This window comes from Halopenitus salinus (assembly GCF_055397165.1).
Genome location: NZ_AP043852.1, coordinates 147371 through 173824 on the forward strand (window position 1 = coordinate 147371; position 26454 = coordinate 173824).

General features: G+C 57.7%; 34 protein-coding genes. 17 read left to right on the forward strand and 17 right to left on the reverse strand.

All coding sequences use genetic code 11. The features are described from left to right. Window positions 1–30 precede the first annotated feature (30 nt). The 6 genes from ACZ5YD_RS00645 to ACZ5YD_RS00670 form a co-directional block, all read right to left on the reverse strand. Entirely contained in the window at window positions 31–423 is a 393-nt protein-coding gene (locus ACZ5YD_RS00645; protein WP_006667208.1) for a hypothetical protein, read from the reverse strand. Window positions 424–686: 263 nt separating this feature from the next. Next, the gene (locus tag ACZ5YD_RS00650; protein ID WP_006667209.1) at window positions 687–1544 is read right to left on the reverse strand and encodes an MBL fold metallo-hydrolase; all 858 of its coding nucleotides are present in this window, start codon (window positions 1542–1544) and stop codon (window positions 687–689) included. 92 nt (window positions 1545–1636) lie between these two features. After that, window positions 1637–2485, reverse strand: a complete 849-nt coding sequence (locus tag ACZ5YD_RS00655; RefSeq protein WP_006667210.1) for a bile acid:sodium symporter family protein — start codon at window positions 2483–2485, stop codon at window positions 1637–1639. Between the two features lie 290 nt (window positions 2486–2775). Then, window positions 2776–3249: a redoxin domain-containing protein gene (locus ACZ5YD_RS00660; RefSeq protein ID WP_006667211.1), complete on the reverse strand. Its 474-nt coding sequence runs from the start codon at window positions 3247–3249 to the stop codon at window positions 2776–2778. 123 nt (window positions 3250–3372) lie between these two features. Beyond that, window positions 3373–4032: a helix-turn-helix domain-containing protein gene (locus ACZ5YD_RS00665; protein ID WP_006667212.1), complete on the reverse strand. Its 660-nt coding sequence runs from the start codon at window positions 4030–4032 to the stop codon at window positions 3373–3375. 106 nt (window positions 4033–4138) lie between these two features. Next, on the reverse strand, window positions 4139–4399 hold the full coding sequence (locus ACZ5YD_RS00670) for a DUF2249 domain-containing protein (protein WP_006667213.1): 261 nt from the start codon (window positions 4397–4399) through the stop codon (window positions 4139–4141). A gap of 149 nt (window positions 4400–4548) precedes the next feature. On the opposite strand from ACZ5YD_RS00670, the gene ACZ5YD_RS00675 reads away from it, so the two are divergent. The 4 genes from ACZ5YD_RS00675 to ACZ5YD_RS00690 all read left to right on the forward strand — a co-directional run bounded on the left by ACZ5YD_RS00675 (window position 4549) and on the right by ACZ5YD_RS00690 (window position 7534). Next, window positions 4549–4869, forward strand: a complete 321-nt coding sequence (locus ACZ5YD_RS00675) for a CGCGG family putative rSAM-modified RiPP protein (RefSeq protein WP_049904002.1) — start codon at window positions 4549–4551, stop codon at window positions 4867–4869. 141 nt (window positions 4870–5010) lie between these two features. Continuing rightward, entirely contained in the window at window positions 5011–5631 is a 621-nt protein-coding gene (locus tag ACZ5YD_RS00680) for a hypothetical protein (RefSeq protein WP_006667215.1), read from the forward strand. Between the two features lie 93 nt (window positions 5632–5724). After that, the gene (locus ACZ5YD_RS00685; RefSeq protein ID WP_273739172.1) at window positions 5725–5988 is read left to right on the forward strand and encodes a hypothetical protein; all 264 of its coding nucleotides are present in this window, start codon (window positions 5725–5727) and stop codon (window positions 5986–5988) included. 184 nt (window positions 5989–6172) lie between these two features. Continuing rightward, window positions 6173–7534 carry a heme-copper oxidase family protein gene (locus ACZ5YD_RS00690; RefSeq protein WP_006667217.1) on the forward strand — a complete coding sequence of 454 codons (1362 nt, stop codon included), beginning with the start codon at window positions 6173–6175 and terminating at the stop codon, window positions 7532–7534. A 221-nt stretch (window positions 7535–7755) separates the two neighbouring features. On the opposite strand, the gene ACZ5YD_RS00695 is transcribed toward ACZ5YD_RS00690, so the two are convergent. The 4 genes from ACZ5YD_RS00695 to ACZ5YD_RS00710 form a co-directional block, all read right to left on the reverse strand. Further along, window positions 7756–8538, reverse strand: a complete 783-nt coding sequence (locus tag ACZ5YD_RS00695) for a class I SAM-dependent methyltransferase (RefSeq protein WP_083873416.1) — start codon at window positions 8536–8538, stop codon at window positions 7756–7758. Between the two features lie 107 nt (window positions 8539–8645). Continuing rightward, window positions 8646–9773 carry a hypothetical protein gene (locus ACZ5YD_RS00700; RefSeq protein ID WP_379739349.1) on the reverse strand — a complete coding sequence of 376 codons (1128 nt, stop codon included), beginning with the start codon at window positions 9771–9773 and terminating at the stop codon, window positions 8646–8648. 240 nt (window positions 9774–10013) lie between these two features. Beyond that, entirely contained in the window at window positions 10014–10874 is an 861-nt protein-coding gene (gene ric / locus ACZ5YD_RS00705; protein ID WP_379739346.1) for an iron-sulfur cluster repair di-iron protein, read from the reverse strand. 9 nt (window positions 10875–10883) lie between these two features. Then, a complete protein-coding gene (locus ACZ5YD_RS00710; protein ID WP_304450016.1) occupies window positions 10884–11270 on the reverse strand; it encodes a DUF488 domain-containing protein in 387 nt (128 codons plus the stop codon). A 90-nt stretch (window positions 11271–11360) separates the two neighbouring features. On the opposite strand from ACZ5YD_RS00710, the gene ACZ5YD_RS00715 reads away from it, so the two are divergent. Together ACZ5YD_RS00715 and ACZ5YD_RS00720 are read left to right on the forward strand one after the other, a co-directional pair. After that, the gene (locus ACZ5YD_RS00715) at window positions 11361–11819 is read left to right on the forward strand and encodes a metal-dependent transcriptional regulator (RefSeq protein ID WP_379739343.1); all 459 of its coding nucleotides are present in this window, start codon (window positions 11361–11363) and stop codon (window positions 11817–11819) included. A 60-nt stretch (window positions 11820–11879) separates the two neighbouring features. Next, a complete protein-coding gene (locus ACZ5YD_RS00720; RefSeq protein ID WP_304450014.1) occupies window positions 11880–12116 on the forward strand; it encodes a DUF2249 domain-containing protein in 237 nt (78 codons plus the stop codon). 43 nt (window positions 12117–12159) lie between these two features. Here ACZ5YD_RS00720 and ACZ5YD_RS00725 read toward each other — a convergent pair whose 3' ends face one another. Beyond that, on the reverse strand, window positions 12160–13029 hold the full coding sequence (locus ACZ5YD_RS00725) for a hypothetical protein (RefSeq protein WP_304450013.1): 870 nt from the start codon (window positions 13027–13029) through the stop codon (window positions 12160–12162). A gap of 190 nt (window positions 13030–13219) precedes the next feature. Between ACZ5YD_RS00725 and ACZ5YD_RS00730 the strand changes: the two genes are divergently transcribed. Together ACZ5YD_RS00730 and ACZ5YD_RS00735 are read left to right on the forward strand one after the other, a co-directional pair. Further along, window positions 13220–14203 carry a hypothetical protein gene (locus tag ACZ5YD_RS00730; protein ID WP_304450012.1) on the forward strand — a complete coding sequence of 328 codons (984 nt, stop codon included), beginning with the start codon at window positions 13220–13222 and terminating at the stop codon, window positions 14201–14203. Next, window positions 14196–14480, forward strand: a complete 285-nt coding sequence (locus ACZ5YD_RS00735; protein WP_304450011.1) for a sulfurtransferase TusA family protein — start codon at window positions 14196–14198, stop codon at window positions 14478–14480. The genes ACZ5YD_RS00730 and ACZ5YD_RS00735 overlap by 8 nt, the downstream gene beginning before the upstream one ends. Before the next feature lie 54 nt (window positions 14481–14534). On the opposite strand, the gene ACZ5YD_RS00740 is transcribed toward ACZ5YD_RS00735, so the two are convergent. Both ACZ5YD_RS00740 and ACZ5YD_RS00745 read right to left on the reverse strand, forming a co-directional pair. Beyond that, window positions 14535–14840 (reverse strand): cupin domain-containing protein, encoded by a 306-nt coding sequence (locus ACZ5YD_RS00740; protein ID WP_304450010.1) that lies wholly within the window; start codon window positions 14838–14840, stop codon window positions 14535–14537. Between the two features lie 2 nt (window positions 14841–14842). Then, a complete protein-coding gene (locus tag ACZ5YD_RS00745; RefSeq protein ID WP_379739340.1) occupies window positions 14843–15223 on the reverse strand; it encodes a cupin domain-containing protein in 381 nt (126 codons plus the stop codon). Between the two features lie 128 nt (window positions 15224–15351). On the opposite strand from ACZ5YD_RS00745, the gene ACZ5YD_RS00750 reads away from it, so the two are divergent. Beyond that, a complete protein-coding gene (locus tag ACZ5YD_RS00750) occupies window positions 15352–15774 on the forward strand; it encodes a hypothetical protein (RefSeq protein ID WP_379739337.1) in 423 nt (140 codons plus the stop codon). Between the two features lie 271 nt (window positions 15775–16045). Then, window positions 16046–16363 (forward strand): CGCGG family putative rSAM-modified RiPP protein, encoded by a 318-nt coding sequence (locus ACZ5YD_RS00755; RefSeq protein WP_006667230.1) that lies wholly within the window; start codon window positions 16046–16048, stop codon window positions 16361–16363. Window positions 16364–16376: 13 nt separating this feature from the next. Here the strand turns inward: ACZ5YD_RS00755 and ACZ5YD_RS00760 are convergent, their stop codons facing one another. The 3 genes from ACZ5YD_RS00760 to ACZ5YD_RS00770 all read right to left on the reverse strand — a co-directional run bounded on the left by ACZ5YD_RS00760 (window position 16377) and on the right by ACZ5YD_RS00770 (window position 17736). Next, window positions 16377–16592, reverse strand: coding sequence for a heavy-metal-associated domain-containing protein (locus ACZ5YD_RS00760; RefSeq protein ID WP_006667231.1), 216 nt, complete (start codon window positions 16590–16592; stop codon window positions 16377–16379). Between the two features lie 155 nt (window positions 16593–16747). After that, the gene (locus ACZ5YD_RS00765) at window positions 16748–17014 is read right to left on the reverse strand and encodes a hypothetical protein (RefSeq protein ID WP_379739330.1); all 267 of its coding nucleotides are present in this window, start codon (window positions 17012–17014) and stop codon (window positions 16748–16750) included. 392 nt (window positions 17015–17406) lie between these two features. Further along, a complete protein-coding gene (locus ACZ5YD_RS00770; protein WP_273739185.1) occupies window positions 17407–17736 on the reverse strand; it encodes an antibiotic biosynthesis monooxygenase family protein in 330 nt (109 codons plus the stop codon). 107 nt (window positions 17737–17843) lie between these two features. Here ACZ5YD_RS00770 and ACZ5YD_RS00775 point away from each other — a divergent pair, with 107 nt between their 5' ends. From ACZ5YD_RS00775 to ACZ5YD_RS00785, 3 genes are all read left to right on the forward strand, one after another. Then, window positions 17844–18158: a CGCGG family putative rSAM-modified RiPP protein gene (locus ACZ5YD_RS00775; RefSeq protein WP_273739186.1), complete on the forward strand. Its 315-nt coding sequence runs from the start codon at window positions 17844–17846 to the stop codon at window positions 18156–18158. 37 nt (window positions 18159–18195) lie between these two features. Then, the gene (locus ACZ5YD_RS00780; protein ID WP_379739325.1) at window positions 18196–19170 is read left to right on the forward strand and encodes a hypothetical protein; all 975 of its coding nucleotides are present in this window, start codon (window positions 18196–18198) and stop codon (window positions 19168–19170) included. Window positions 19171–19322: 152 nt separating this feature from the next. Further along, window positions 19323–20450 carry a DUF2249 domain-containing protein gene (locus ACZ5YD_RS00785; RefSeq protein ID WP_417447969.1) on the forward strand — a complete coding sequence of 376 codons (1128 nt, stop codon included), beginning with the start codon at window positions 19323–19325 and terminating at the stop codon, window positions 20448–20450. A 239-nt stretch (window positions 20451–20689) separates the two neighbouring features. Here ACZ5YD_RS00785 and ACZ5YD_RS00790 read toward each other — a convergent pair whose 3' ends face one another. After that, on the reverse strand, window positions 20690–21154 hold the full coding sequence (locus tag ACZ5YD_RS00790; RefSeq protein WP_006667237.1) for a NuoI/complex I 23 kDa subunit family protein: 465 nt from the start codon (window positions 21152–21154) through the stop codon (window positions 20690–20692). A gap of 90 nt (window positions 21155–21244) precedes the next feature. Between ACZ5YD_RS00790 and ACZ5YD_RS00795 the strand changes: the two genes are divergently transcribed. From ACZ5YD_RS00795 to ACZ5YD_RS00810, 4 genes are all read left to right on the forward strand, one after another. Next, window positions 21245–21535, forward strand: a complete 291-nt coding sequence (locus tag ACZ5YD_RS00795) for a DUF5789 family protein (protein ID WP_006667238.1) — start codon at window positions 21245–21247, stop codon at window positions 21533–21535. Window positions 21536–21622: 87 nt separating this feature from the next. After that, entirely contained in the window at window positions 21623–23542 is a 1920-nt protein-coding gene (locus ACZ5YD_RS00800; protein WP_379739317.1) for a 2-oxoacid:acceptor oxidoreductase subunit alpha, read from the forward strand. Window positions 23543–23547: 5 nt separating this feature from the next. Further along, window positions 23548–24483 carry a thiamine pyrophosphate-dependent enzyme gene (locus tag ACZ5YD_RS00805; RefSeq protein ID WP_379739314.1) on the forward strand — a complete coding sequence of 312 codons (936 nt, stop codon included), beginning with the start codon at window positions 23548–23550 and terminating at the stop codon, window positions 24481–24483. A gap of 98 nt (window positions 24484–24581) precedes the next feature. Then, complete coding sequence (locus tag ACZ5YD_RS00810; protein WP_379739310.1) at window positions 24582–26372, forward strand: ribosome biogenesis/translation initiation ATPase RLI; 1791 nt, start codon at window positions 24582–24584, stop codon at window positions 26370–26372. The last annotated feature ends 82 nt before the right edge of the window (window positions 26373–26454 follow it).

Genomic DNA, 26454 nt, shown 5'->3' on the forward strand with positions numbered 1-26454 from the left:
CCTAAAACCGTGGCTGCTGCTACAGATCGTTCATGAGTTCGCCGTGCGTGTTTCGCGGACGAACTGTACCATTGCCACGAACAGGACGAGACAGATACCGATCATCAAACCCTGCGAGACCGTGGCGATAGTCGATTCGACCGGTTCACCCGTTAGCAACGAAATCACATCGGGGATGCCGCGCGTCGATCCGAGAGCCCCGACCACTGCCAGGAGGCCGATTCCATAGGCAGCAAGCCGTTGCCGTTCCGGGTTCTGGTGTCCCACCACCCCCAGGATAGCGACAAGAACTCCGAAGAAGGTTGGAATGAGCGCTGTGATACTCGCGAAGTCCGAGAGCACGTATGCGCCGATCCCTACGATGACGAGTACGACTCCGAGCGCGATTCCGAGCACGAACGTGGACGGGCTTGAACTCACCATATACGATATCCGTGTGAAGCAGGTGTATGCGTTTCTATACTGAGTTAACCGTTAGATGATTCGATCCAACTCGTGAGGGACACACGCAATGGCATCTCGAAAAAGCCATCCCTCCGAACGTCGGAACCGGGTATCTCACCATGGTATAGGAAGACAGACCTTCACCGTATTCCACTATACGGCCGTAGCACTGGAAAATCAACATTCTGCTGTTTTCTGAGGACCGTGCTACCCGATACGTGTTTGATCCAAAGAATCGATCGCTATGGAGAGAGGGTAAACCCATCCTCAGCCACGATCACGTCGCCGTCGAATACTGCCTCGGCATCTCGCCGCATCGATTCGAGATCACGGTACGGCATGATGTGCGTGAGAACGAGCGTCTGGACGCCAGCGTCCTGGGCGAGTTCTCCCGCGTCTGTGGCATCACAGTGATTGGCCGTCAGTGTCGACTGGTCCAGGTCTCGTTCTCCCTCGGCATACCGTTGCCAGACGAACTGGTCGTCCTCGTCCGGCACACGGTCCTTGTCGACCGGGGCAGTGTTACAGTCCTGCACGAGGACGTCTGCATCAGAAGCGAACTCTGCGAGCGACGGGATCTTCCGCGTGTCGCCGGAGAAGACGAACGACGAACCGGTTTCGTGTTCCTCGAAGCGGAATGCGTACGTCTCGATGGAATGTTCGACCGGGAGTGCGTCGACCTTCCAGCCGTTCATTTCTTGACTGAACTCCTCTGTCACAAGTTCGGTTTCGATGTTCGAGATGCCGTCAGTCGGATAGATGTCCTTGCGGTACTCGATGTCTTCCGCGTAGACGTCGTACAGCGCGTCGACGAGCCGGTCGGTGCCGTCGGGTCCGTACACGGTGAGCGATTCGCGGCCACCCTCGGTCCAACTCGTGAACGCGAAGTGGAAGAACGACGCGTTGTGGTCCAGGTGATGGTGGGTGAAGAACATCGTCTCGATCTCTCCAAATGGAATTCGCGCATCCATGAGGCCGTAGACGGTGTTTGGCCCACAGTCAATCAGAACGCGTTCGTCTGCGATGTCAACGACGATGCTCGTGCCACCACGCTCGGGAATTGGGATGGGACTTCCCGTACCGACGAGGGTGATTTCCATAGTTTTTCTACGGGACAAAGCCGTTTGTACGTTCGCACCGTCGCTTGGATCACAGGGTTCCTTCGACGGATAGGTACCACTGCTGTAGTGGGTCACGCTTCGCCGGGTCGGCCCCAGAAACTCGCAACTGGGCCCGAGATGACGAGACTGAGGAGTCCGAACGCAACGATGATGGTGAGCACGCCTGGGTCGCGGAAACTCGTCGTGGCGATGAGCAACGCGATGGCAACGTTTCGCGCGGCAGTCGTCGTGGCGAGGACTTCCCGCGTGCCTTTACCTGGTCCACCGAGGGCGTATCCGAGGAGTAACGCAGCGCCGACGACAGCGACCGAGATGAACAGTGTCCCGGTACCGACGAGTTGGCGCATTTCGCCGGCATAGACGAGCGTCAAGAGGATAATCAGGAGAACGAGCAAGACGGTTGAGAGTCCCTGGATCGGTGGATGCAATCGCGTTGCAATTGACTGAAAGCGCGCCTTGACGCCGAGGCCACCGATCAGAGGGATCAGCTGCGTCACGACAACGATTCGGGCGATTCCGAGCGGGTCAGCTGAGACATCGCCGGGCATGAGGAGTGCCACCGTAATCGGTATCGTCGCGACGGAGACGACACCCAGAGCAGCCATCAGCCCGCTCGCGAACGCGACGTCGCTGTTCGAGATCTCGGCTAGTTTCGGACCAAAGGGTGCTCCCGGGGCCATGGCGATCAACAGGAGTCCGACGACGTGACCGGTCTCCATCGGAACAGCAAGGACGAATGCGAACGCCAGCAGCGGAACGAGGACGAGATTCACGAGCAGTGATTTCGCCAGCAGCCACCGTTGTCCGAGTGATATGAGGATCTCGTCGGTCGTCAACGCAAGCCCCATCGAAAGCATCGTCGCGAGCACGAAGACGACTGTCACAAAATCGATGACTGCGGTGACTGTTATCGGTCCCATTTGTCTATGAACTCGTTTCTCGATTTGGAGAGAAAAGTGGCCTGTATATCGATTTCACCGCTTTTTATCGATGGTCTACGCGTTCACTCATATCTGCTGGGATACCTTATTTGCCGAATAGGAAACCATCGATTTTCGAATTCGCCCGTCCGGATTGCAGTCGGCGTCTAGCATATGAACGACCTACTCGGTGACCTTGATCAGACATAGGTACTCGAGAATTTGTGAGTCCATTTCTGAGGACTGTAACCGTGAGTGGAAATCAGAATTTGTCCAGATTCATCCGAACACTACGCGGCTCTTACAGCCTCGGTCAGTTCGTCGTAGTCGGGTTCGTTCGTCGGATCGTCGGCAACCCAATCGTAGGTAATCGTCCTGTCCTCGTCGACGACGAACACCGCCCGATTTGCGACGTCGTAGAGCCCGAGCGGCTCGATGTTGATTTCGAGATCGTATGCCCGGATGGCGTCGCCGGCCATGTCGCTGACGAGGTCGAATTCGATCCCGTGTTCCTCGCGGAACGCACCCTGAGAGAACGGGGAGTCGGCGCTCACGCCGAAGACAGTTGCGCCACCCTCCCCGAACTCATCGATTCGCTCCTGGAGCGCGACCATCTCGTTCGTACACGGAGGTGTGAACGCCCCAGGGAAGAAGGCGAGAACGACTGGATCAGTACCGATGTGATCTTCGAAGTTGAACGGTTCGTGGTCGCTCGTGCCGAGCGTTGCAGTGAACGTCGGTGCAGTGTCTCCTTGGGAAACCATCGAGATTCACTTCGAGCCGTCGGGTGAAAAATGCCGGCCCGAACATACTCTGTGTGAGTTCCTCACGAGGAGTACATCTGCTGCCAGCACGGGTCAGAAAAGCAGATGTCTGTGAGGTGGCCGTTAGGCGGTCTGTCGGGGCGCAGTACGGTCTGATTCGGTTCCGCGCTCGAACGACTTGACAATTCGTTCCTCGGCGCGGTGCAGAATCTCTGAACACGTCGACTTCGCCATGTCCAGTGACGCTGCGAGGTCCTCCTGCGTACACTGTCGTGGGGAGTCGTAGTATCCCCGTCTCAAGGCAGCTTCGATCAGTCGTTGCTGCTTGTTGGTCAGGATTCGATCGAACTCAGGCTTGGCGTGGATGTGCTCGACGACGTATCCGACCTCCGACTCATCCAGCGCCGACCCAAGCGTCGATAACCTGTTTCGCGTCGTGGTCAGTTTCCATTCGACCTGGCCGTTCTGGATTTCGAAGGGCATCTCCACTGGGACGCCCGCTTTGTCGAGAACGTCCAAGAGAATCGGTTTGTCCGCCTCGATCTGGAGGAGAGCTCGATTCGGCTCTTGGTGGAACACCTCCACAGTGTGTACAGGGTCGAACGACCGGATCGATTCGATAATCTCCGTTGGCTTCTCTGCCAGTAGCTCGACGAATCCAACGCCGACGGCGTCGGCAGACTGAGCAGATCGAACACGAAATTCTGCTGAAGGATGGTTTCGTGAGACGGTACCAATCCAAGTTCGCTTCGGGATCGTCAGGGTCAGTGAAGCACACACCATTTTAGGTAAACCTAAAATCGGTTAGCTATTAAAAGCATCTCCGAACATGTGCGAGTGACTGTGCGACCAAAATCGATCCCGAGGAGATTCCTCTGAACAAACGCTACTATCGCCAGATAACGGTGACGACCTGCTCGTCGCCTTCGATCGTCTCGTACGTGTAGCCCCGGTCGTCCAGTTGCGGATAGAGGTGCTGGGGTGCGCGGTCGTTCCGCTGGACGAGTACCACCTCGTCGTCGAGGTCAGCAAGCCGTTCGAGCGTGTTCTTCAGTGGTTGTGGCGGCGGTAGCTCTCTGGCATCGATGGTTTCAGTCGGTCGGTCAGTTGGTGCTCCGACTTCCTCCACGTACGAAGCAATCTCTGGCATAACTGCTCGTCAGGGCGAGATAGGCAAACACCTTAACCCGAATCTATTCAGGAGGTCCGATGGACGAGGGAAGATCACGTCCTGGTATTGATACGTGGGAATCGGCCTGGTATTTATCGCATTTGCCCCCGTATATCGGAATGGAAACTATGTCTAGTACCCACGACGACCACGACCACGACCACGACGCACAGCCCGTCACTGACCGAATTCACGACAACTCGTGGTCAGCGAACCTCGAGAAACCGGAACACGCCGACGATAGGCAACTGGTGGTCGACCAGGCCCTTTCGGCGATCGAACACACCGCCCCCGGCAACCACGTGAACCTCGTCACACACGCCAACCACGGTCATCCAGAGGGCTACCTCTACGACGTATTAGAGAGCGAAGGTGGTGACGACGTGGAGTGGGAATACATAGAACAGTGTGGTTGCGGGGGACACGTCGTCAGAGTTCACGTTTCGTAGCGGTCGTCAGCAGGGATCTTTCGACCGGCTCAATTTCTCTGGAAACGAAGACTAAGTGACTCCCCATTTCCTGTCCGAATCCATACTCGCTTGAATATATTCGGAGAACCAACCACGCTCCCCGGGACCGTACGATTACCTATGCCTGGGTTCCCATCTCCGTTCGGCGGCGAGGACGACGAGCTCTTCGATCCCTACGATGAGTTCGTCTCCGATAACGTCCCGATGCCAGGGCCGTTTCTCGACGAACACAATATCCTGGCTGGGTTGGACCACGTCATCTTCCACAGATTGACGCGTGAACTCTTTGAGGAGCGGAAGGTATACGACATGACGTTCAACTATAACCTCGCACGGTTGAACCTCGATACGCGCCATCCCGGCGCAGGGTATCGGTATGCGGTGGAATCACCCGATGTTGACGACGCCATCGACGCCGACGACATCGATAGCGTCTTGCGGGCTGAATTCACCCCCACGACGCCATTTTGTCCGCAGACGCACACGCTGACAATCGGATCGTTCAGGGCCTGGAACGGCCTGTCTGATCGTCACGAGTACGACCTCGTTCGCGTCCGGGCGGCGCCGATGCACCACCAGAGCGAAGCGATCAACGAACAACTCGCAGAACTCGAAACGACGTTCCTTGAGGAGGGCGACCCCGAAGCCGAACCGACCGAAGCCCGTGAAGTCGGCTCAAACCCGATGGAGCGCGCGATGAAGGAGGAGGGGACCAGCCGCGGTCCTCAGGCACCGTTCTGAGACGAAGGCGGGGGTAACGGTACCCACATCGGGGGCAGTAGCATGAACATTTTCGCATCGACACTGACCTCCCCACCCAACCAATGATTCAACATGGCAGTGACGAAAACGCTCCCCAAAGGATGGCAACTTCGACACAAACAGCAGTATCGTGATTCGTTCATCGAGCGCGACTACACTCGGATCGCGTATTCGGACGGCGATCGGACCATCTACATCAACGACATCCAAGAACCCAATTCGTTCGAAGGCTGGCGGTTTCTGGTTCGGGTCCAGGGTACTGACAACCGGCAACTCGGTATTACCGAGGATCTCTCGGAGGCCGAGACGATCGCACGCGAGTATATGAGGGAGTGATCGAATGCGACACCATCTCTCGAACGCAACGGCGACGTATACAGCGATAGCAGGCGACGACCAGTAGGATGCTCGCCGCTAGCGAAGCGACGGATGGCGTTGGTCCGTACGACCGCCGATACGCAGCTGTGACTGAATATATTCGGAGGCATCGACTCACAGGTCCATCACGAAAGCGTAGACGATGAGTGTCGTTCCTGGGAACCTGGAGACGGAGAAGCAGCCCCCGATGACCGTCCCGTTACGACACTTCGTCGTGGCTATCGGGTTCTTGTTTCTCGGGGGAGTTGCCGGCCTAGCAAACGCCTTCGGAATAGGATCGGGGCTCCTCCCGCTCGCTCACATTCACCTGCTGCTGGCGGGGTGGGTCTGTATCACGATTATGGGTGCGATGACCCAGTTCGTGCCCGTTTGGTCCGGCGTCACGCTCCACAGTCGCCGGCTCGCGACCGTCCAACTGTGGATTGTCGGTATCGGACTGGTTGGTTTTGCGGTCGCACTGACCGGCGGCTGGCTTCGGCTCACGCCGGTCTTCGGTACCTTGATGGCCATCGGTTTCTGGGTGTTCGTCTACAACATCGCCCGGACGCTGGTCACCATCGACGGTCGGTACGACGTGACCGAACGACACTTTGCGTTCGCACTCGCGTTCTTCGTGGCGCTCACGCTTCTCGGCGTGGCACTTGCGGTCGATTTCGTTCGACCGCTGTTCGTCCCAGTTGGACTTTCACGCGTCGATGTCGTCTCGGCCCACGCCACGCTTGCTATTTACGGCGCCGTTCTGACGACGGTCCTCGGTGCGCTCTATCAGTTGGGAACGATGTTCACCCAGACTGACCTCCACGGAATCGACACGTACCTCCAGGGCTTCGAGGAGGTATTCTACCCGATCGGCGTGGTCGCTCTGGCGACCGGTCGGCTGGTCGGTCACGTTGCGCTCGCCCGCGTGGGGGCGCTCCTGATTCTCGGTGGAATCGGGTGTATGAGCGTCGTCCTTGCCCGTCGTCTCTACGAAACCCAGGTCCCGTGGACGCCGATGCTCTCACGGTACACTGTCGCGGCAGCGGCGATGGCTGCGTGGGTCCTCGCGACTGTTCCGGTATGGATCGTCGATCCGGTCGCGCCGACAACCCGATTCGGCGCCCCGGGAGCCACACACCTGCTCGGACTCGGCGTAATCGGCTTCGTCGTCCTCGGAACGATCTACCATATCGTTCCCTTCATCGTCTGGGTGCACCACTACAGCGATCGCCTCGGCTACGAGGCCGTGCCGATGATCGACGACCTCTACGACGACAGGCTGGCAGCCCTCGACCTCGGTCTGTTCACGATCGGCGGCCTCGCGCTCATTGTCGCGGATTGGACGACTCTCTCGTCACTCCTCGCAGGGGTTGGCGGTCTCTTGATCGTTGCTGGCATTCTTGTGTTCAGCTGGAACATGGGTTCCGTGATTCGAACCCACAGTCCGAACGGGCTCGTGGGTGTACTCGTTCCTGACGTGTCACGGGGCTCGTCGACCGACACCACGTCGGAGGACCCACGGTGAGTGGCACGAAGATTCCTCGGACTACATCGATGCACTCGACCGAGACTCGTACTTGCCCGGGAGTACTCGAAAGTGTACAGCAAATTGTACCGCTCATCAGAGCTAACATCCCGCTTCATTCAGAGGCAAGGTTCATGTAGTTCGTCCGTCACTTATACTGAATATCTTGGATGTGGACCACTTACCAGTAATCTCAACGAGGCTTTTTTTTGTGATTGACTTCACTCCAACAGGTGGCCTGCGACGATACCGTTTAGCTGTCTGAAATAAAGTTCGTCGTCGTGCCAGAATGGTTGAGTCCCACTTAGGTCTTCCTCGGCATCCTTCCGAATCATTTCTCTGGCTTCCGTAGCCCGCGGTTCGGGCGTCTGTGCGTTGGATAACCAGCTCTCGACGTTTTGTACCACTGAGTCCGTCCGTAGATGATCTATTTCTATTCTCTGTTCAGTAAATACGTGTATCAATTCACTAATCGAAAGGGCCCGGACGTGTGAGGGATCGCGGAGACGCTCGAATGTATTGTGGTATTCAGCCCGGTCCGAATGTTCGCTGACAACCAGATCTCCGACGGCGAGAGTTCCATTCGGTCGACAGACACGAGCCATCTCCTGAACGACATAGTCGGGATGCTCGACGTGATGGAGCGCCAAACGGCAAACAACAACGTCAAACGAGTTAGCAGGACACGGAATAGCCTCAGCATCACCCCTGATGAAGGCGACGTTCTCTGTTTCGCTATCTCGCTTCTTCTCTTGAGCGATCTCGAGTGGGGCTTTTGTTAGATCTAATCCAACCACCTCTGCACAGTGATCACCGAAGCTGAATGCTACGTGGCCGGGACCGGTGGCAACTTCGAGCACGCGATCACTCGAGTCAACTCCAGTTGCTTCGACTAATCGGGCAATCCACTCTGGATCAGTTACCGACGCGTTCTCCGCGTATGCAGCAGCCTGTTTCGTGAACGCACGACGAACAGTACGCTTATGCTCGGATGGGTTAGGCATTCTGATTCACCGTCACTGGTTCCAGAGATAGTTGGGACGCTATAATAACCTGTACAGTAGTAGTTGTCAGACTTATATGGACGGTTGAGGAAACCGGTCACTCCCGCTCAGCCGGCGTGGATACCAACGAGTCGTCTCGTCAGTACGTAAGCGTAGATACTCGTGCCCACGATACCGAGCGTGGCACCGACGTCTCCTACCACCGGTGCGCCGAGTAGTGGTTCTACCGCTCGCAGTACGACTCCGAACCCGAGTGTGACGAGTGTCGCGAGACCGATACGGTCGCTCGCACCAGTGAACTGGCCCGTTCCGATCGGGAAGAACTCGTATGCATAGCCGATGATCGTCAACAGGAGAAACCCGTCGAGTACGAGTGGGACGTGTGCTTCGAGCAGCCAGGCGTCCTCCCCACTGATTGCAACCGTCGCGGCGACGAATACACCCCCAGCCCCTGCGAAAGCGCCTGCCAGGACGCCGAGGAGACCAACGCGTCGGCGGTCAGTCCGAACTGCGACGATAGCCACCATCCCGAGATAGCATATCACGCTGAACGATAGAACGACGGCACCCACCTGGAACAGTGGCCCCCTCCAGAAGCTACCGGCGATGAGGGCGGGAGCGACGACACCTCCACCGAGGGCACCCCACGTGAGTGGCCGTGGCGGGACGACGTGGAAGAAACCGACGAGGAGTCGCGTGCCCAGGCTGATGATCAACAGTGCCGCGAAGCCAACAGCGTAGAAGTGCACGACGCCGGGAATAGATGTGGCGGGAATCACCGGAATGCTTGACGCCCTCGCGAGGAGTGCGATGGTACCGATAGCTAGGTATAGAATCGCGAACGGGACTGTCGCGGTGGCGGCACGCGTCGAACGTTGCGGGCGGTCCCTGCTGCGGATCACCACGCTCGGATCCGCCCGAAGGACAGGAACGATTGTCGCACCCAGTGCGGCCAGGAAACAAGCGACACCGAGACTCCAGAGGCTAGCACCAGCTGTGACGAGTGGTCGGGGAAGGGTCGTCAGCTGTCCGGCCACGAGTACGGCAGCGCCGGCGTACGAGATGACGAGGTGGACGCCGGGAAGCCGGGGTGTTGCGAGGGTCGTTCCGACGTACGCCGGGAGCAACAGGTACGCCATACCGAAGGTCATCGGCAGGACGGCCCCCAGCAGCCCAAACAACCCGATCGATCGAATTGGCCAATCGAGCAGATACGTCGTCTGGAGGCCGACCATCCCGAGAGCGCTGGCGACGGCAAACGCATGCGTCCAGCGACTGACGCCACCAGCTCGGTTCACGAGCGTTGCCGACGAGGCCGATCACAATAAGCTAATTGCGCCGGCCCGCCGGTGCTACTGCTCTGCGTCGCCCTCGTTCGAGACGGGACACTTCCGGCAGAGTCAGGAGCCATAGCAACCCGTGTCCGATCCATCTCGGTACGGAATCCGAATAGATCCATCCAGGAGAGATGACGATCAGGAATTTCGAGATTCTACACCGTCCGATAGTTTCGTCTCCGCTTCAACGAAGAGGACGTTGTTCTCCTTGTGGACGTGTTCGTGTGTGTCTCGCTCGAGGGCATCGAGACGCTCGACCATGCTCTCGTAACTCGGACACGCGTCGGCCGGGACGGTGTACCCGTCCGTTAATTCCGCGATGAGATCCAGCAGTTCTGCCGTTTCCTCGTGGTCCGCCTCCATCTCCTCGATTACCTCCCGAAGTCGTCGGCGTTCCGCATCGGAGAGCGAATCCCCACGGTCGAGCTTCTCGATGATCGGGAAAACTTCCTCTTCTTCCTCCCGAATGTGTTCCTTCATCGCTGGCGCGAGGTCGAGATATGCTGCTTGGAGCGCCTCCAGTTCGGGATGGTTCTCTCCGTGGACGCGAGCGACCTTTCTGACGAGCCCCTCCAGTGCCGGCAGTTCCTCACGCAGGTACTGGTGGTGGGTTTCGACGACGTCGTCGATCAGTTCCGCGAGGTCGTCCCAGTCAATCGCTTGAGCGTCGTCTGTCTGGACGTCGGCGAGTTCTTCGCGGACATCGTCCAGATTGACCCCGGCCTGATTACACGCCATCGCAAGGGAGGCATCCCCACCACAGCAGTAGTCGATACCCGCTGCCTCGAAAACACGGGTGTAGGATGGTACCTCACGGGCGAGTTCCCCTATCGGTCGCTGTGGATCAATGGTCGCGTTGGACATCTCGGATCTACGTGATGATCGCGTCCGTAGGTTCTTGAGGGTGAAGCCGAACATTGCCGGACTACGAGCCACCAGCGGTCGTAGGAAGTCCATGAATACGGGGTCGGCGATATTGCTCCTCGAATTCGTGCGCATCCCCCTCGATCAATCTACGCGTGATTCAAGATACTCACGCAGGACGACGGCGTTATTGTGATCCCGGTCAGTAGCGGCGTACAGCAACGTCAGCTGATCGTCCTTGGCGACGTCGAGAACACGTTCGACGGCGTCGTCCTTCTGTTCGAGTTCCGAGACGTACCGCTCTTTGAACTCCGTCCATCGGTCTGGGTCGTGGTCGTACCACGTCCGGAGCCCGTCGGACGGCGCAACCTCCTTGATCCACGCATCGAGTTGCGCCTCCTCCTTCGAAACTCCCCGAGGCCAAAGCCGGTCAACGAGCACCCGCGTTGTATCGTTGTCAGGGTCGTCGTAGATCCGTTTCGTAATGATCTTCATAGAAAGCTCCTCATCGGCCTGGGACTTGATGGTCACGTCTATTCGGACGTCTTCAGGGAAATGGCGCGACGTCACGTGAACGAATTCGGGAGAGAGACTTCATCGTCGGAGAGTCGACGGAAACGTATGGCAACCGAAATCACCTCGACAGCCACCGGACTTGTCGGGGCGAGCGTCGGTCGGCGTACGGGGCAGTATCTGTTGGCAATTGATTGGCTATCCGAGGACACCGACCGAGTGGCGCCTGGTGAGATTGCGGCCCGTCTGGACGTTAGCGGAGCGAGCGTCACGGAAATGGGTTCGAAGCTAGAGGACGCAGGGCTGGTGACAGTGAAGAAATACACTGGCGTGAAGCTGACCGATAAAGGCAGCGAGGTCGCTCGTGAACTCGCCTGGCGACTCTGCGTCGTCGAGAATTTTTTCGAGGCGGAACTCTCCGCGGATCTCGACGATGAGCAGTCCTACGAAATCGGCTATACGCTTCCTCCTGAGGCTATCAAGCGATTGCGTGATCTGGTCGACCATCCCTGCATCGAACGCTGCCGACAGACGAGACAGGACTACGATGGGTGTCGCATCGCATAGCGGGTTCGTTCGAACATAATCGGGGTCGTGTATTGGACGACCCGTCATCAATTTGGTTCCATGAGTGCCGACCTAGACACAGATGCAGACGAAGTACTCGATGTCCGAAAGATAGACGGTCAACCGTTCGATCCGATTATGACCGCACTTGGCGAACTTCCCGAGGGAGAGACGCTGTTGCTCGTCAACAGTTTCGAACCCGAACCGCTGTATGAGGTCCTGACTGAGCGCGGGTTCGAGTACGAAACTGAGCAGCGTGGTCCGGGCCAGTGGCATGTCCGTATTGAACACGCTTGAGGGAACGACCAGACTCTTGCTGCATACGGTTCTATCGCGTCGCTCAACGGGGGGTAACAACGAGGTGGTCATCCGTTCGTCCAATATCCGGGACTGACTCTCGACGTGGGTCGAAGGCCGTATACGCAAACGCCTGCCAGAGGACCCGCTCGGGATACGGACGCTCTTCGAGACTGACGCCCAGATCGGTGGCGAGAGCGGCGTGATCGAGCTCTCCATTCTGGAGGGGGACGGCGAGTGGATTCGACAGCGACGCGAGGTCGAGGTCGAACGAGGGGAACAACCGGTCGGAAGCGTTCGAAACTGGATGGTGTATCTCGCGGCGGCCAGGATAGCGAACCGACAGTTCGGGTGTGATCTCCTCGGGTTCGTCATCGCTGATCCGCTCCACGATGTGTGGTGACAGTTCGATCCGCTGTCGGCCACCTACTGCCACTTCAACGTCGTCACCGTCCACCGCGAGACGGATCGAGTCGGGAGTCACGTCGACGATACGGAGATTGGGAGCTTCGTAATCTCGAACGTGTGCCATACTCGCATCGCCACCCGCTGTCCCGTCGACCACGATCGCGACGCCAGTCGCTAGTTCCGTCGTAAGGCCTCGAATTCCGACAGCGGTTTCGGAACAACCGACGAGATCGTGAGTGGTCGCGTACACGAACGACCAGTCGGTAGCTGGCGGCGACGAATCACGGAGGGCAGACCGCCAATAGAAGACTCGCTCTCTCGAACCATCGGTATACGGAACGGCGTCGGGGAAGAATTCTGTATTAAGTGTCGTCGGATCCAAGTCAGGGTGCTCGAGTACGAACTCGGCATAAGGAACCGTTCGAACGACCGGTTTCCGATCGTCGACATCCGGATGACGCCGCCAGCTGATCGAAGTCGTCGACGTTCCAGCCTCTCCCTTCATATATGCGGCTTCACACTCCGTACAGGAAAACTTCGTCACGGATGTATTCGCCTAGTGGGAACATGACGGATTTTCAGTCATCAACTCGTGCGAATTCGGTCTTGCGGTGTTGTGCTGGGCCCGTATCGAATATATCCGGACGCAGGTTTAGTTTTGACAGGCCTAATGTCAAACACGAGGCGGCCCCACGATGTCAAACCCCACTCAATCCGCGTCTAGTCCCACCACGGAGGCACTCTTTGACCGGTACCTCCTTCCGAAGGTCGCACTCACGATCATCGTAGCTGCGTCCTTGCTCGGCAGCTGGGTCTCTACCACGTTGGCCGGCGACAGTGGCATCGCCTCTGCAGTCGCGACGTGGGCGTTTCTCGTCGCACTGGGGACGCTCGTGGGCGGACTGCTCTGGAAGCATCTGTTCGTTCGTCCGGCGGACCTCGGGACTGGTGCTCGCGATTACTGTGCAGCGATGTACGAGCGGTTCGATCGTATCGCCAGCCTTGCGGTGATCGTCACAGTTCTCGCGGGGAGCGTCGTACTCTGGCGGTACGTCGGCCGATTTGGAACGACCGTCGAAGTTGCTTCCCTCGCCATGCTCGGCTTGACTACGGTTGGAATCGTCGCCTGGACTATCCTCGCGGATCGGACAGTCGAATCCCAGTTCAGAAGTCGAGCGGGGCTACTCGCGCTGACGTTCGGTCTGCTCACACTGCTCGCGACGGCTATTGCCGAAGTCGCGATGCGTGGTCTCGAACCGGCTGGTACTGTGGTTCGGATGCTCCATCTGCTCGCCTTTGCCGTCTGGATCGGTGGCGCTGTCTGGAACATTTTCGTGGCGGTCCCGTCGGGACAGGAGCGCCCGCGGGTCGACGTCGTGGCCGCGGCCGCCGAGCAACTGGAACGCTTCCGGTGGGCCGTCCGCTTCGTCATTCCGACGATCTTCCTTACCGGAGCGTATCAGGCAGTCGACGCTATCGGCCTGAACGTCTCGGTGTACGTTACGTCGACGATCGGCCTCGCGATTCTCGCGAAGGCCGGATTCATCGGAGTACTCGTCATCATCTTCAAACTGTGCCCCCTGTGGCGGGCCTGTTCACCCATCGAGGGTGTTTGTGACCTCGAGGAGATCGGAGCGTCGCGGGTGGAGACTGACAGCGTCGTGTCTACCGATGACTGAAGTCACGGATACTACGACGGACCCGGACATCGCTCCCGACATGGTCGTAGACAATCGGGGTCGCGGTTGCGCGAGTGGTATCGTACGCGTTCAAAAAGCGCTCGAAGACCTCGACGACGGATCGGTCCTCGTCGTGAAGAGCACTGACAAACGTGCTCGAACGGAGTATCCACAGCTGGCTGAACAGACGCCCCACGAATTGATTGCAATCACGAAAGATCGAACCGGACTGCTCAGAACCGAGTACACTACGTACCTTCGCATCCACGAGAACTGACCGGCTCCTCCAGCCGGGCTGATACGTCGAAGCGGTCGAAATCAACGATCGCGATCAGTCGCTCGACCGTTCAGCGAGGACGATCAGTGCGACGCTCGGTTCGATTGCCCGTGGAGAGACTTCCCGGCGCCCGTCAAAACGAACGATGTCGCCCGCATTCAGGTCGTACTCCTCGTCGTCGAGGGTGAGTTCGATCGCTCCCTCGATCAGATAGAGGACAATCTCGCGGTCCGGGTGGTCGTGGGCCGCTACCGCTTCGCCCGCATCCAGCGTCAATCTGATCGTCTTCGGTTCGGCGTCGGGAAAGACGTTTGCGTGGGGCGCTCCGTCCAGATCCCCGATGGATTCGATCTTAACCATTGTCACGCACTCCTTGGGTCGAATTCTCCTTGTTTGATCCCCTCGCGAACGGGGTCGTGTTCGGCGTCCGTCGGCGGCGGGGCAGAAACCAAGAATGCTTCGAGCCGACTATCCTCGTCAGCCTTGATCCCCCGGTCGGTATCGGCTTCGACGACGACCACGTCGCCGGGTTCGATGGCGTGTTCGTCCTCGCCGTCACGGACGCGTCCGGTCCCCGAGTGAACGTGAATCGCGACGTCGCTCGATGGAGCGTGAACGGGGATGAACTGACCGGGCTCGAAGTACCCACAGACAACCTTCATTCGCTCGCTTTTGAAGACCTCCACGGCGTTGAACTTCCGGTCGTCGTAGGCCCGTTCGGCGTCGAAGTTCGTCGCGGTCACAGCGACCACCTCGGCGGCCTCTCTGTTCGTCTCTCTGTCGAGCGAGATGAGACTGTATCGCGCATACGACTGGTGGTTGGCGTGTACAGAGGAAGAGCTTTGGTCCGAATGTTTCCGACCGGCGACTCGTGGAGGCAGCGATCGACTGGATATGTTCGCCTCCATACCCACGGAATTGGCCATTCAACGTTGATGCGTCTATGGCAAAACACGCCTTCCTGCTCCTTTCCTCACCGGAGACGCCGGGGAAATTCGCCAATCCGCTTACCTACGCACGTCAGCTCGACGAGGCGGGTCACCAGGTTGCCGTGTACTTCGACGGCGCGGCGACCTATTGGTTCGACGGAATCGAGGATCATCCGGAACCGGCGGTTCGAGCATACGAGGACGCCAAGGAACTGGGGCTGATTGCTGGCGTCTGCGATCACTGTGCGACGTTCAAAGGGGTCGCTGACGCCGTCGAGGCCGAAGGTTTCGAGATCCAAGGGACCGAACACGCCCCGGACGTTGCGGGACTCGTCGACGACGGCTACGAGCTTCACATCGTTTGAGCGACGCCGACCTCGTTATCGATCGATGTACTGGTCATCGAACCTCCCGACTCGCGGCGAAACGAGGCTGTTGTATTGGGCATGTCACCGTTCATCAAGGTACGGAACACAGTGATTGAGACATCTCGAGTAATGAAATCCGTGAGCCCAGCGTATATGTTCGAACCAACCGTCACGAGGTTTCGGTGCTATCGACGACTATGTGGATGTCTCGAGCGATTCCAGCCGAGTTGACCGCGCTTCCATCCCATCCAGGGGTGAGGTCATACTGATGTCGGTAGACCCAGAAGACGGGCGCGAACCGGTTACCATCCGCGAACACGATCGACCGTGGGCTGCCGATCTCGAGTCTGATCGACACGCGAATGATAGCCGTCTTGTCGTCGCGGAGGCCATCGATGCTATCGAAGAGACTCGCCCCGGCATCCCTGTTGACCTCGTGACCCACGAGTGTCACGGCGATCCCATGGACTACCTCCTCGATCCCTTGCGATCAAAAGTTCCCGACGTCGCCGTAACCGGACATCGCCGGTGTACTTGTGGCGGCTACGTCATTACCGTCATGCGTCGGATTTCGGGATCCGAATAGCGGAAGGGCGAAATCACTCGGGTGCGTATCCCCACGTCTCGACGATTTCGTGTAACTCTTCGTCGTTAGTAGTCTCGGGATCGTACTCGATCGCCAAGGCCCGATTATCCGTCTCAATGGTCACTCCATCGACCCCAGGGGTTCCTTCCAAGACGGTGATGATCGTGTTCTCACAGTTGTCGCACTCGAAGACAGTATCGGTGACCGATACGGTGGCAATTGAGTCCATATCGTTTTAATAGTCACCGTCGAATGGTGGTAACGATTCACACGAATTTGTTCCGAGTAGCAGTGACCGTCGTAGAGATCCACTTAGTTTATCGGAGAGCATTCAGCGCCCACTGCGGGTCTATGGCCTGTCGCACAGTCAGATAGATCGGGCGGTTACTGGGTTCCGGCAGGCAGCTGATCTACTGTCTCGACCTCCCCAATGCGCTCGATCGCCTCGATTGGGATTTCAGTAACAGCCGTGATGATGAGACCGTCCTCACCTCCATGTGAGCATTTCTCGACGTCGATTAGTAACTCTTCGTAGTACTTCCGAATTGTGGCAACAACGTACTCGTCCCGACCCGGTCTCGTTCGGATCAGATACGAATACTGCTCTACGTCTTCTGTATCTCCCATTTCACTCAAGTTATCGATGGTCAATCGTCCCCAAATTACTGCTGCTCTGGATCTTGTCTGAGGCAATAACGAGTCTATCCCGTAGCTCCGACCGATCGAACTCTGTCATTGGGTCCGGGGGCCCCTGACCGTCAGGAAGAGACTTTGAATCGCCTTCCCGACAAAAAATCCCACGATGGCGCCGAGTAGTACTGAATCGATTCCTTGGACGGCGATGACGGTGAGTGCACCGAGGATTGCGAACCCGACTCCGAACGTCCACCCCCGTCTCATCACGTCCATAGGTCGGATGATGTCGTCGAATCGATCCGACGCGGTATTGTAGCGATCATTGGGTGGGAACGCGTCCACACTGGCGAACCCTGCCGACTAACGACCGTTTGGGTACGCGCTCTACGGTGGGTAACACGGAACTGTCACCCCTCACTGACGTGTACTGGTGATTCTGTCGTCGATCGATCGACGGCGACCTCGTGAACCTCGACGGTATTCCCGGTCTTGAAGGCACGTTCCGCGGACGCTTCCTGGTGTGCTGATTCGAAGGCGGTACTTTCTCGCCACGCTTCGTAGTCTTCTCTCGTCTCCCAGAACGTCATGGTGATGTGGCCCTCCGCGTCGACGGGTGCGAGGACTGTCATCCCGCGGAACCCCGGCCTGTCCTCAATCCCGTAACTCGTTCGAAGGCGCTCTTCGAATGTTTCTACCCGTTCATCCGGAATGGTAACCCGGTTAGAAACGACGATCATTCCTGGGAGACCGTTAGTCTCGCCGTCTCCTAAATTCTCGCTCGGATATGTTCGTGCCGAGTACGTTCGTTCGTGAGTTTATAGTCATAGCCGTAGTAGCTTCGAGAATGGCCGACACCGTCAGCGATCACGAGAATCACGGGACCGAACCGGTCACCGATCACGTCCACAGGAGCGCGTGGGCAGCAGACCTTGAACGACCCGAACACGCGGCTGACCGAGAGCTACTGGTCGAGGAGGCGATCACAGCGGTCGAGAATACCGTCGGGGGGTCTCTCGTCCAACTCGTCACTCACGAGGCACACGGGCATCCATCAGCGTATCTCTACGAACCACTCGAGGAAACGTTCGGTGACGCGGTCCACTGGGAGTACGTCTGTCAATGCAACTGTGGCGGTCATATCGTCCGTGTCGAGGTATGAGTGTGCGAACGGTCAACCGTGACCTGACGTTCGAAAGATGACGACTACCGTTAGTGACCTTCGGCTCGCTGCCGAGCGATTGCGGAAGGCACTTGCAGAGTATGAGTCGTTCCTCAGTGGCTGGCAGGACGCAAACGAGCCACTCGCGAACGACGACCACGCTACACCGGCAGAACCGGACGTGACGATGCAGGAAGTAACTCAGGAGTCAGGCGTCGCGATCACAAACGATGTCCTTGAACGCTATCACGCAGCCAGCGACGCGGTGACGAGGTACATTCAGCGAGCCCGAGATCAAACAGATTCTGACTGGTCCGAAGTCGTCGCCGCAACCGAACCGGTACGGAAGGCGACACTGGCGGTTCATACAGCCGGGTATGGCTCCCACCCTGAGACGGGTGAACGCGACTACCTACTGCCAGCCGAGCTGTGTCTCGCCCGCCGGCTGTCGATGAACGCCGGGTCGTCGCCAGTCACCTTCGCAGACAGGATTGCCCAGTATGGAGCCGTCGCCAACCGGTTCGGTATCGACGCCGATGTCGTGTACCACCCTGGATCGGGTCACGACGTGAGCCCATCGGTCGCGTTTCCCGAAGCCGAGGTTACGTATGTCGACGTCGACGTGGCGGCGATGGACGACCTGGCGGCAGCGGGGTACGCGGCCCGCTTGGCCGATGCTACGGCATATTCTGTGGATGGCGGCGCCGACGTGATTATCCTTCGAAATGCGGGGCTCGTCGAGGAGGCAATCGTAGAGAGGAACCTGCAAGCGGGCAGTTGGGTGCTCGCCAATGACCACCTTAAATCCGCTCGCCATGTGGCTGGGATGGATGGAATAGATCTCGTGGGAGTCGTTCCGGACGATTGGCCAGGTGACACACCACGAATCAAGACCGCGGATTTAGATCCATCTCACATCGAAAGCGAGGGCAATAGGTCTCCGCAGTCCGGTCCCTCCGATTGGGCAGGGTCGCCACTCGATCTCTATGTATTTCGCGAGAGTATCCGTTGAGGACGCGCCGGGTCATTCAATAAAGAGTTTCCGTGGCGAGTCGTCAGACTATTGATCTGGAATCGGGGAACGAACTGTGAGGTGGCCACTTTGGGGTGTCGGCGGAAGTGTTCGCCCCAGTGCCTATCCACCCCGGCACTAAAGTCGACAGTATGCGTACGGAGATTGACCTGACGGATGCGTCTCGTGAGGACGTTCGGGATCGCCTCTACGAGCTGTTCGACGATGTCGAAGCGGGAGACACCCTTCATCTGATTGCAGATCAAGTGCCCGGTTTCACGTTGCTACGGTACCAAATCGAACGTAATGTCCAGTTCTCGTGGGACGTAACGAGGGATGCAGACGAGGTTCGGATGGCGATTGCAGTGGAAGGCGACCTTGCCGCCGCGCTCCCGGACTTCGACGTCCGAGTCATGCCGCCACAGCGCCGCCACGAGGTGCTGCTCGAGGGATTCGACGAACTCGCCCCTGGGGAGGGGTTCGTACTGGTCAACGACCACGACCCGAAGCCGCTCTACCACGAGCTCCGATCGACGCGCGGTGAGACCTTCGAGTGGGAGTATCTCGACGAAGGGGGACGTGAGTGGCGTGTTGCTATCGAAAAGACCGAAGAGTCCACTGCACCGGACGATGACATCATCACCCGGTACGACGTCCGTCAGATTCCCAAACCCGAGCGACACCCGTCGATTCACCACCGATACGGAATGATCCCCGAAGGCGAAGCGATGGAGATCGTTGCTCCCCACGAACCCCGGCCGCTGAAACAGGAGTTCCAGCAGCGATATGGCGACGCCTTCGAGTGGCAGATTGTCGAGCAGGAGCCGGGACGCGTCGCCGTCCGGATCACGAAGCGTGCGGACGTCGACGATGAAGACGCCGAAGCGAACTCCTGTGCCGGTGAGGGTGCCCATCACGATGGACATACTAATCACGCCGGCGGAGAGCTCGATGGAGACGGAGAAGCAGCGTCCAGGACCGACGAGGACCTCGACGTCGAAGTCAGCCAGGAACTCGACGTCAGGGAGTATCCGCCCGCTCGTCGCCACGAGCTGATCTTCCAGGCGTACGACGACCTCGAACGAGGCGAAGCGTTCGTCCTCGTCAACGACCACGATCCAAAGCCGCTCTACCACCAGTTCAGCGCCGAGGAAGGGCCAGAATTCCACTGGCAGTACCGTCAGAAGGAACCCGGGGAGTTCCGGGTGCTCGTCGGCAAGGTCGAACCCAAAGATCAGGAGGCGTCGTCGGATCCCGCAGAAGAGGGAACGCCATTCTGAACGGCGTCACCGATGGCTGGGTTGCAGGCGGTATTAGCCTGCGTTGGGGGGTACGAAGATCGGTCCGTAGATCGCCTGCGGCATACGGACAGTTAGCCCAACCTCGCTACCGGCAATGGCTACAACGAGATGAGCTTCCGCCGAGGACTCTACGTTGAAGGAGTCCGGCTACTGATTTTGTATCGTGTCCTGACTCCATACGAGTTAAACTCATCGCTCCTATGAATTCACTGAAGCCATTACTGATAATCAATTTCTCCGTCACCTTCGCCAATCCAGGCCCCACGGTCGGGTTCTCTCGATGCTAATGGGTCTGGCAAATCTTTATACCATGGGACATTTTTCAGCTGCTCCTTGTTATAGACTAAATCGTGTTTTGTATCACCTGTAAATTCAAATTGCTGAGTGAGAATGATCGCATCAGTTGGACATACCTCTTCGCAAAGTCGACAGTAGATGCATTGCCCGACATGCAGATTATATTGTTCACCGTTGCGCTGTTCGTCCATCACAATCTGAATCGTATTGTTTGGACAGACGTTTTCACATTGCCGACACCAGATACATCGTTCTTGACTAAATTTGTGAATTCCCCGGAACCGAGGACTGACTTCAGGTGCCTGCTCGGGATACTCGACGGTGAACGTTTTCCCGTCTAAGGCATGTTTCATCGTCACCGCCATCGATTTGAGAATCCCGATCATTACAGATAGATAGTCGATAGCGTCAATCATAATTGTTGGGGGGTGCCAACATGTGCCAATGTTTATCGGAGTGGCGGACGACAATTGAATATGGGACCAATTGAAATCCAACAGCTGTGTGAGCAAAAGGTCGATTTTCCAATTACACACGATGCCCTCCTCGACGAACTCGGTGAGGCAGAACTGAGGCCCCCCACTGGAGAACCCACAACGGTAGGGACTGTGCTGGAGACCACCAACGAACGAAGCTACGGGTCCGTCGACGACGTGTATCAGACTATCCTCGGGAATCTAGACGAGTCGTTCGTCGGACGCAAGTTCTACGATGACCGGGGAGGTGTCTGGGATTTCGACCAACGAGACCGGACCTATTCGTTCTGATGTCTCGTATAAGCGAGGCGAGTATATTCCCGTGATACTACTTACAACTCCGCCACGTATCCCGAATACGATGAGACACCAGATACCATGACAGAAAACGAACTCATTTGGCGACTCGCAGGAGGGTCCGGGGACGGCATCGACTCGACGAGTCAGAACTTCGCGAAAGTACTGATGCGGTCGGGCCTCCACGTATTCACCCATCGTCACTATCCATCACGGATACGTGGTGGCCACACGTACGCTGAGATTCGATCGAAGGCGACGCCAGTACGATCCAGAGGAGACGGATACAACTTTCTCCTGGCGCTGGGCGACTCGTTTGCACGGAGCCCGGACGAGGAGGCCTACTACGGAAACGAGGAAGTCAAGCCCCTCGTAGAAAACCTCGATGACCTCCGTGATGGGGGCATCATCGTCTACGACGAAGGGCTGATCGACATCGACGACGTCGATAGCGTGCTTGAGACGTCACTCGAAGCTCTCGCTGCAGAACACGATTGGCACGTCTATCCGCTCGACCTTCGGGACATCGCGACAGAACACGGTCGTGAGGTGATGCGCAACACGGCGGGCGTCGGTGCAACGGCGGCGCTCATATCGCTGGATCTCGATCCCATCGAAGCGTTGATGTCAGATTCGATGGGCGGCGATGCACTCGAGGCGAATCTGACGATCCTTCAAGCAGCGTACGATCAAGTGCGGGATGAACACGAAATCGACCACGACGTCGTCCTTCCGGAGGGAACGCACGAGGAGGTTCCGGTCCTCCTCTCCGGATCGCACGGCGTCGCGTACGGTGCGCTCGATGCCGGCTGCCGATTCATCTCTGGCTATCCCATGACGCCGTGGACGGAAGTGTTCACGATTCTGTCCCAGCATCTCCCCGAGTACGGTGGTGTTTCCGAACAGGTCGAAGACGAGATTGCCGCTGCCGGGATGGCGATCGGTGCGTCCCACGCAGGTGTAAAGGCGATGTCCGGCTCCTCAGGGGGTGGGTTCGCACTCATGTCCGAGTTACTCGGAACGGCCGAAATGACTGAGACACCGGTCGTCTTCGTCGAGGCCATGCGGGGCGGCCCATCGACCGGAATGCCGACCAAGCCAGAACAGGGCGACCTCGACCACGTTCTGTACTCCAGCCAGGGCGATTCCAACCGAATCGTCTTCGCACCGGGAACAATCGAGGAGTGTTACGAACAGACGCGTCGAGCGTTTGAACTGGCCTACGAGTACCAGCTCCCTGCGATCGTCGTCATCGACCAGAAGCTCTCGGGGGAGTATCGGACAGTCCCGGACAGCGTCTTCACGGAATCAGCTCCCGACCCGGATCCAGGCACAGTTCTCACGGAGGAAGAAATCGAAGACGCCGCACACCACGCGTCCGGATCGTATCTCCGCTTCCAGTACGACGCTGACGATGGCGTCGTACCGCGAACACTTCCCGGCCAGAAAGGTGGCCGATTCCTGACGACCGGAAACGAGCACAACCCTGCGGGCCACATCAGCGAAGATCCCGAAAATCGCCGTCGACAGGTCGACCGACGGAGGGCAAAACAGGAAACAATTCGCGAGACACTTGACGAGACGGGAACTCACCAGACCCGATACGGGGCTGAAGATGCCCGCTACGGAATCCTGGTGTGGGGAAGTCAACAGAGTACTGTCTTCGAAGCGGTCGACCGACTCAACGAGACTGATAACTTCGTTTCGGCACTAGGCGTAAGCGAAATGATGCCGTTCCCGGAGTCTGAGGTCGCTGACTTCCTCGAGAGCGTCGAGGAAGCTGTCGTGGTCGAAATGAACTCCGGCGGTCAATTCCGGGGATTGGTACAGCGCGAACTGGGGGCGTACGGCGATCGGTTATCCAGTCTGCTCAAGTACGACGGTAATCCCTTCGAACCCGCCGAGGTTGTCGATGGTGTTCGTGCCGTCATTACCGACGATCCGAATGTGGCGCCACCGACGACGCGTCTCGAACCAACGAAAGCAACCAACTCGAGGTAACCACAATGAGTGCATTCAACGCAATCGATGCAGATCAAGAGGTAGATACAGACGCGTTCACCCCCGGCGTCGAACCACGGGCGACGTGGTGTCCCGGCTGTGGGGACTTCGCCGTCCTGAAGACATTAAAGCAAGCGATGGTGGAACGTGGCAAGAACCCCGACGAAGTGTTGCTCGTCACGGGAATCGGATGCTCGGGCAAACTCTCGTCGTATTTCGAGAGTTACGGGTTCCACTCGATCCACGGTCGGTCGCTCCCGGTCGCGCGGGCGGCAACGCTCGCGAATCCCGATCTGGAGGTCGTTGCCGCAGGTGGCGATGGCGACGGATACGGCATTGGGGGTAACCACTTCACTCACACAGCCCGTGAGAACCACGATATGACCTATATCGTGTTCAACAACGAGATTTTCGGGTTGACCAAAGGACAGACGTCGCCGACAAGTCCGAAGGGACACAAATCCAAGACGCAACCATCCGGTTCGGCGAAGAACCCGATCCGGCCACTGGAGTGGGGCCTTAATGCGGGTGCAACATATATTGCACGGACTGCAGCGGTTAATCCCCGGCAGGCGACGGAAATACTCGTCGAAGCGATGGACCACGACGGATTCGCCCACGTCGATTTTCTCACTCAGTGTCCGACATGGAACAAGGACGCCAAGCAATACGTGCCCTACATCGACGTTCAGGACTCCGAAGATTTCGAGTTCGACGTCCACGACCGTGACGAAGCGGCGCAAATGATGCGGAAAACCGATACGCGCCTCCACGAGGGAGAAATTCTGACTGGCCGGTTCTTCGTGGAAGAGGGGCGACCGTCCTACAGCGAAGAGAAGCGCCAAACAGGCCAGATGCCCGACAAACCGATTGTCGAACAGTACTTTGACGAAGACGCCGAGTGGAAGCCGTCGTCTGACCTGCTCAATCGGCATCGGTGATCGAGCAACCCCAAATTCACCACATACGGCTCGATTTACTGGGATATTCTCCCACAACAGTCACCTATGAATACTCGGACTGATGGTTTAAGTAATCCATGACAGAGCCTCAAAGCGGACGGAAGCAAGAATACGTCGCAATCATCGATCAGGATGAGGTCACCGACGAAGTACGAAATATCGCGGTCAAATATGATCCGCTGAATCGGTCCGGACACGAGGGGTTCCACGTCACTGAGCATGGTGAACTCCACATCGACGACGCTAACGTCCTGGCCGAGCACAAACTCATCGAAAAGAAGATCCCCAACGACGCGATCCAAATTATTCCACTTCCGGCGGAAACCGGACAACTCGTCCACCAGTATGGTGAGAACGGATTCCGGTTGTACAATCTCCCCATCCCGGACGATGGTTCTGTAATCGGCCTTCTCGGCCGCAATGGCATCGGGAAAAGTACTGCGTTGGACATTTTGTCTGGTAGCCAAGTACCAAATTTTGGCGGGGGCGGTGAAGGGCCAGACTGGAACCGGGCGATCGAATCGTTTCGGGGGACGACCCTGCAGACTCATCTCGAACGACTCCGAGACGAATCGGTCGACACCGCCTACAAGGACCAACGGGTCGACTCCCTCCACGAGACCGACGCTGAAACGGTACGCGAACTGCTCGCTTCCCGTTCTGACGATCCGGATCGATTCGTCAATGCACTCGGTCTCCGCTCGATCCTCGATCGGTCACTGTCTGATCTGTCCGGAGGTGAACGACAGCGGGTTGCTATCGGGGTGACTCTCTCGAGGGCGGCAGATCTCTATCTGTTCGACGAACCATCGTCGTTTCTGGACATCAAACAGCGGTTGTCAGTAGCACGGACGATCCGCAGTCACGTGCAGGAAACCGATGCCGCGGCTGTTGTCGTAGAACACGACCTTGCGACGCTCGACCTACTCTCTGACGCAATCCACGTCTTGTACGGTGAACCGGGGGGATTCGGCGTCGTTGCCCAGCGGTCGGCAGTACGGACGGGCATCAACCAGTTTTTGGAGGGAAAATTATCGGAAGAAAACGTCCAAATTCGGCGTCACTCAATCGACTTCCCGTCGGCTGGCTCTCGCGACAGCGGAAACAACGAACCGGCCCTTGTATATCCGCAGCTTGAGAAATCGTTCGCGGACTTTTCGCTCGTCGTCGAACCAGGTCAGATTCACGCCGGGGAATCGGTGGGTATCGTCGGAGAGAACGCGCTGGGTAAAACGACGTTCGTGAAAATGCTCGCTGGGAGTGTAACTCCCGATAGTGGCCGGGTTCCGGAAGATGTCCTCGTATCGTACAAACCTCAGTATATCACGCCGGATAGCGACGTTGCAGTCCGTGAACGCTTTGCATCAGTCACCGATATTCACGCCCAATCATTCAAAACACGAATTCAGAATCCATTCGACCTCGAATCGTTGTATACTCGCTCACTTGACTCGCTTTCGGGCGGGGAGTTACAGCGTGTCGGGATTGCACTATGTCTCGCTCGTGATGCAGATCTCTATCTCTTGGACGAACCCTCAGCGTTCCTCGATGTGGACCGTCGAGTGGTACTCGCTGATCGGATTCACCAATTCAGCAAACGAACGAATCGACCCGTGCTCGTCGTGGATCACGACCTCTTCGTCATCGATCGAGTTGCCGATCGGTTGATCGTTTTCGAGGGTGATCCGAGCCAGAGTGGCTATGCAGAATCTCCGCAATCAATGCGGGACGGCATGAACGCGTTTCTATCTGCCCTCGAAATCACGTTTCGCCGGGACGGACGAACCGGCAGGCCTCGAGTGAATAAGCCGGGCAGTCAACTCGACCGACAACAAAAATCGAGCGGCGAATACTTTTATCAGGACTGATTATCCACTCGAATGGGAGCGGCCGTCAGAATTGGAGGTGCCCTGCTGGCACTCTTCTCATATACGCAATCCCGCGAACACA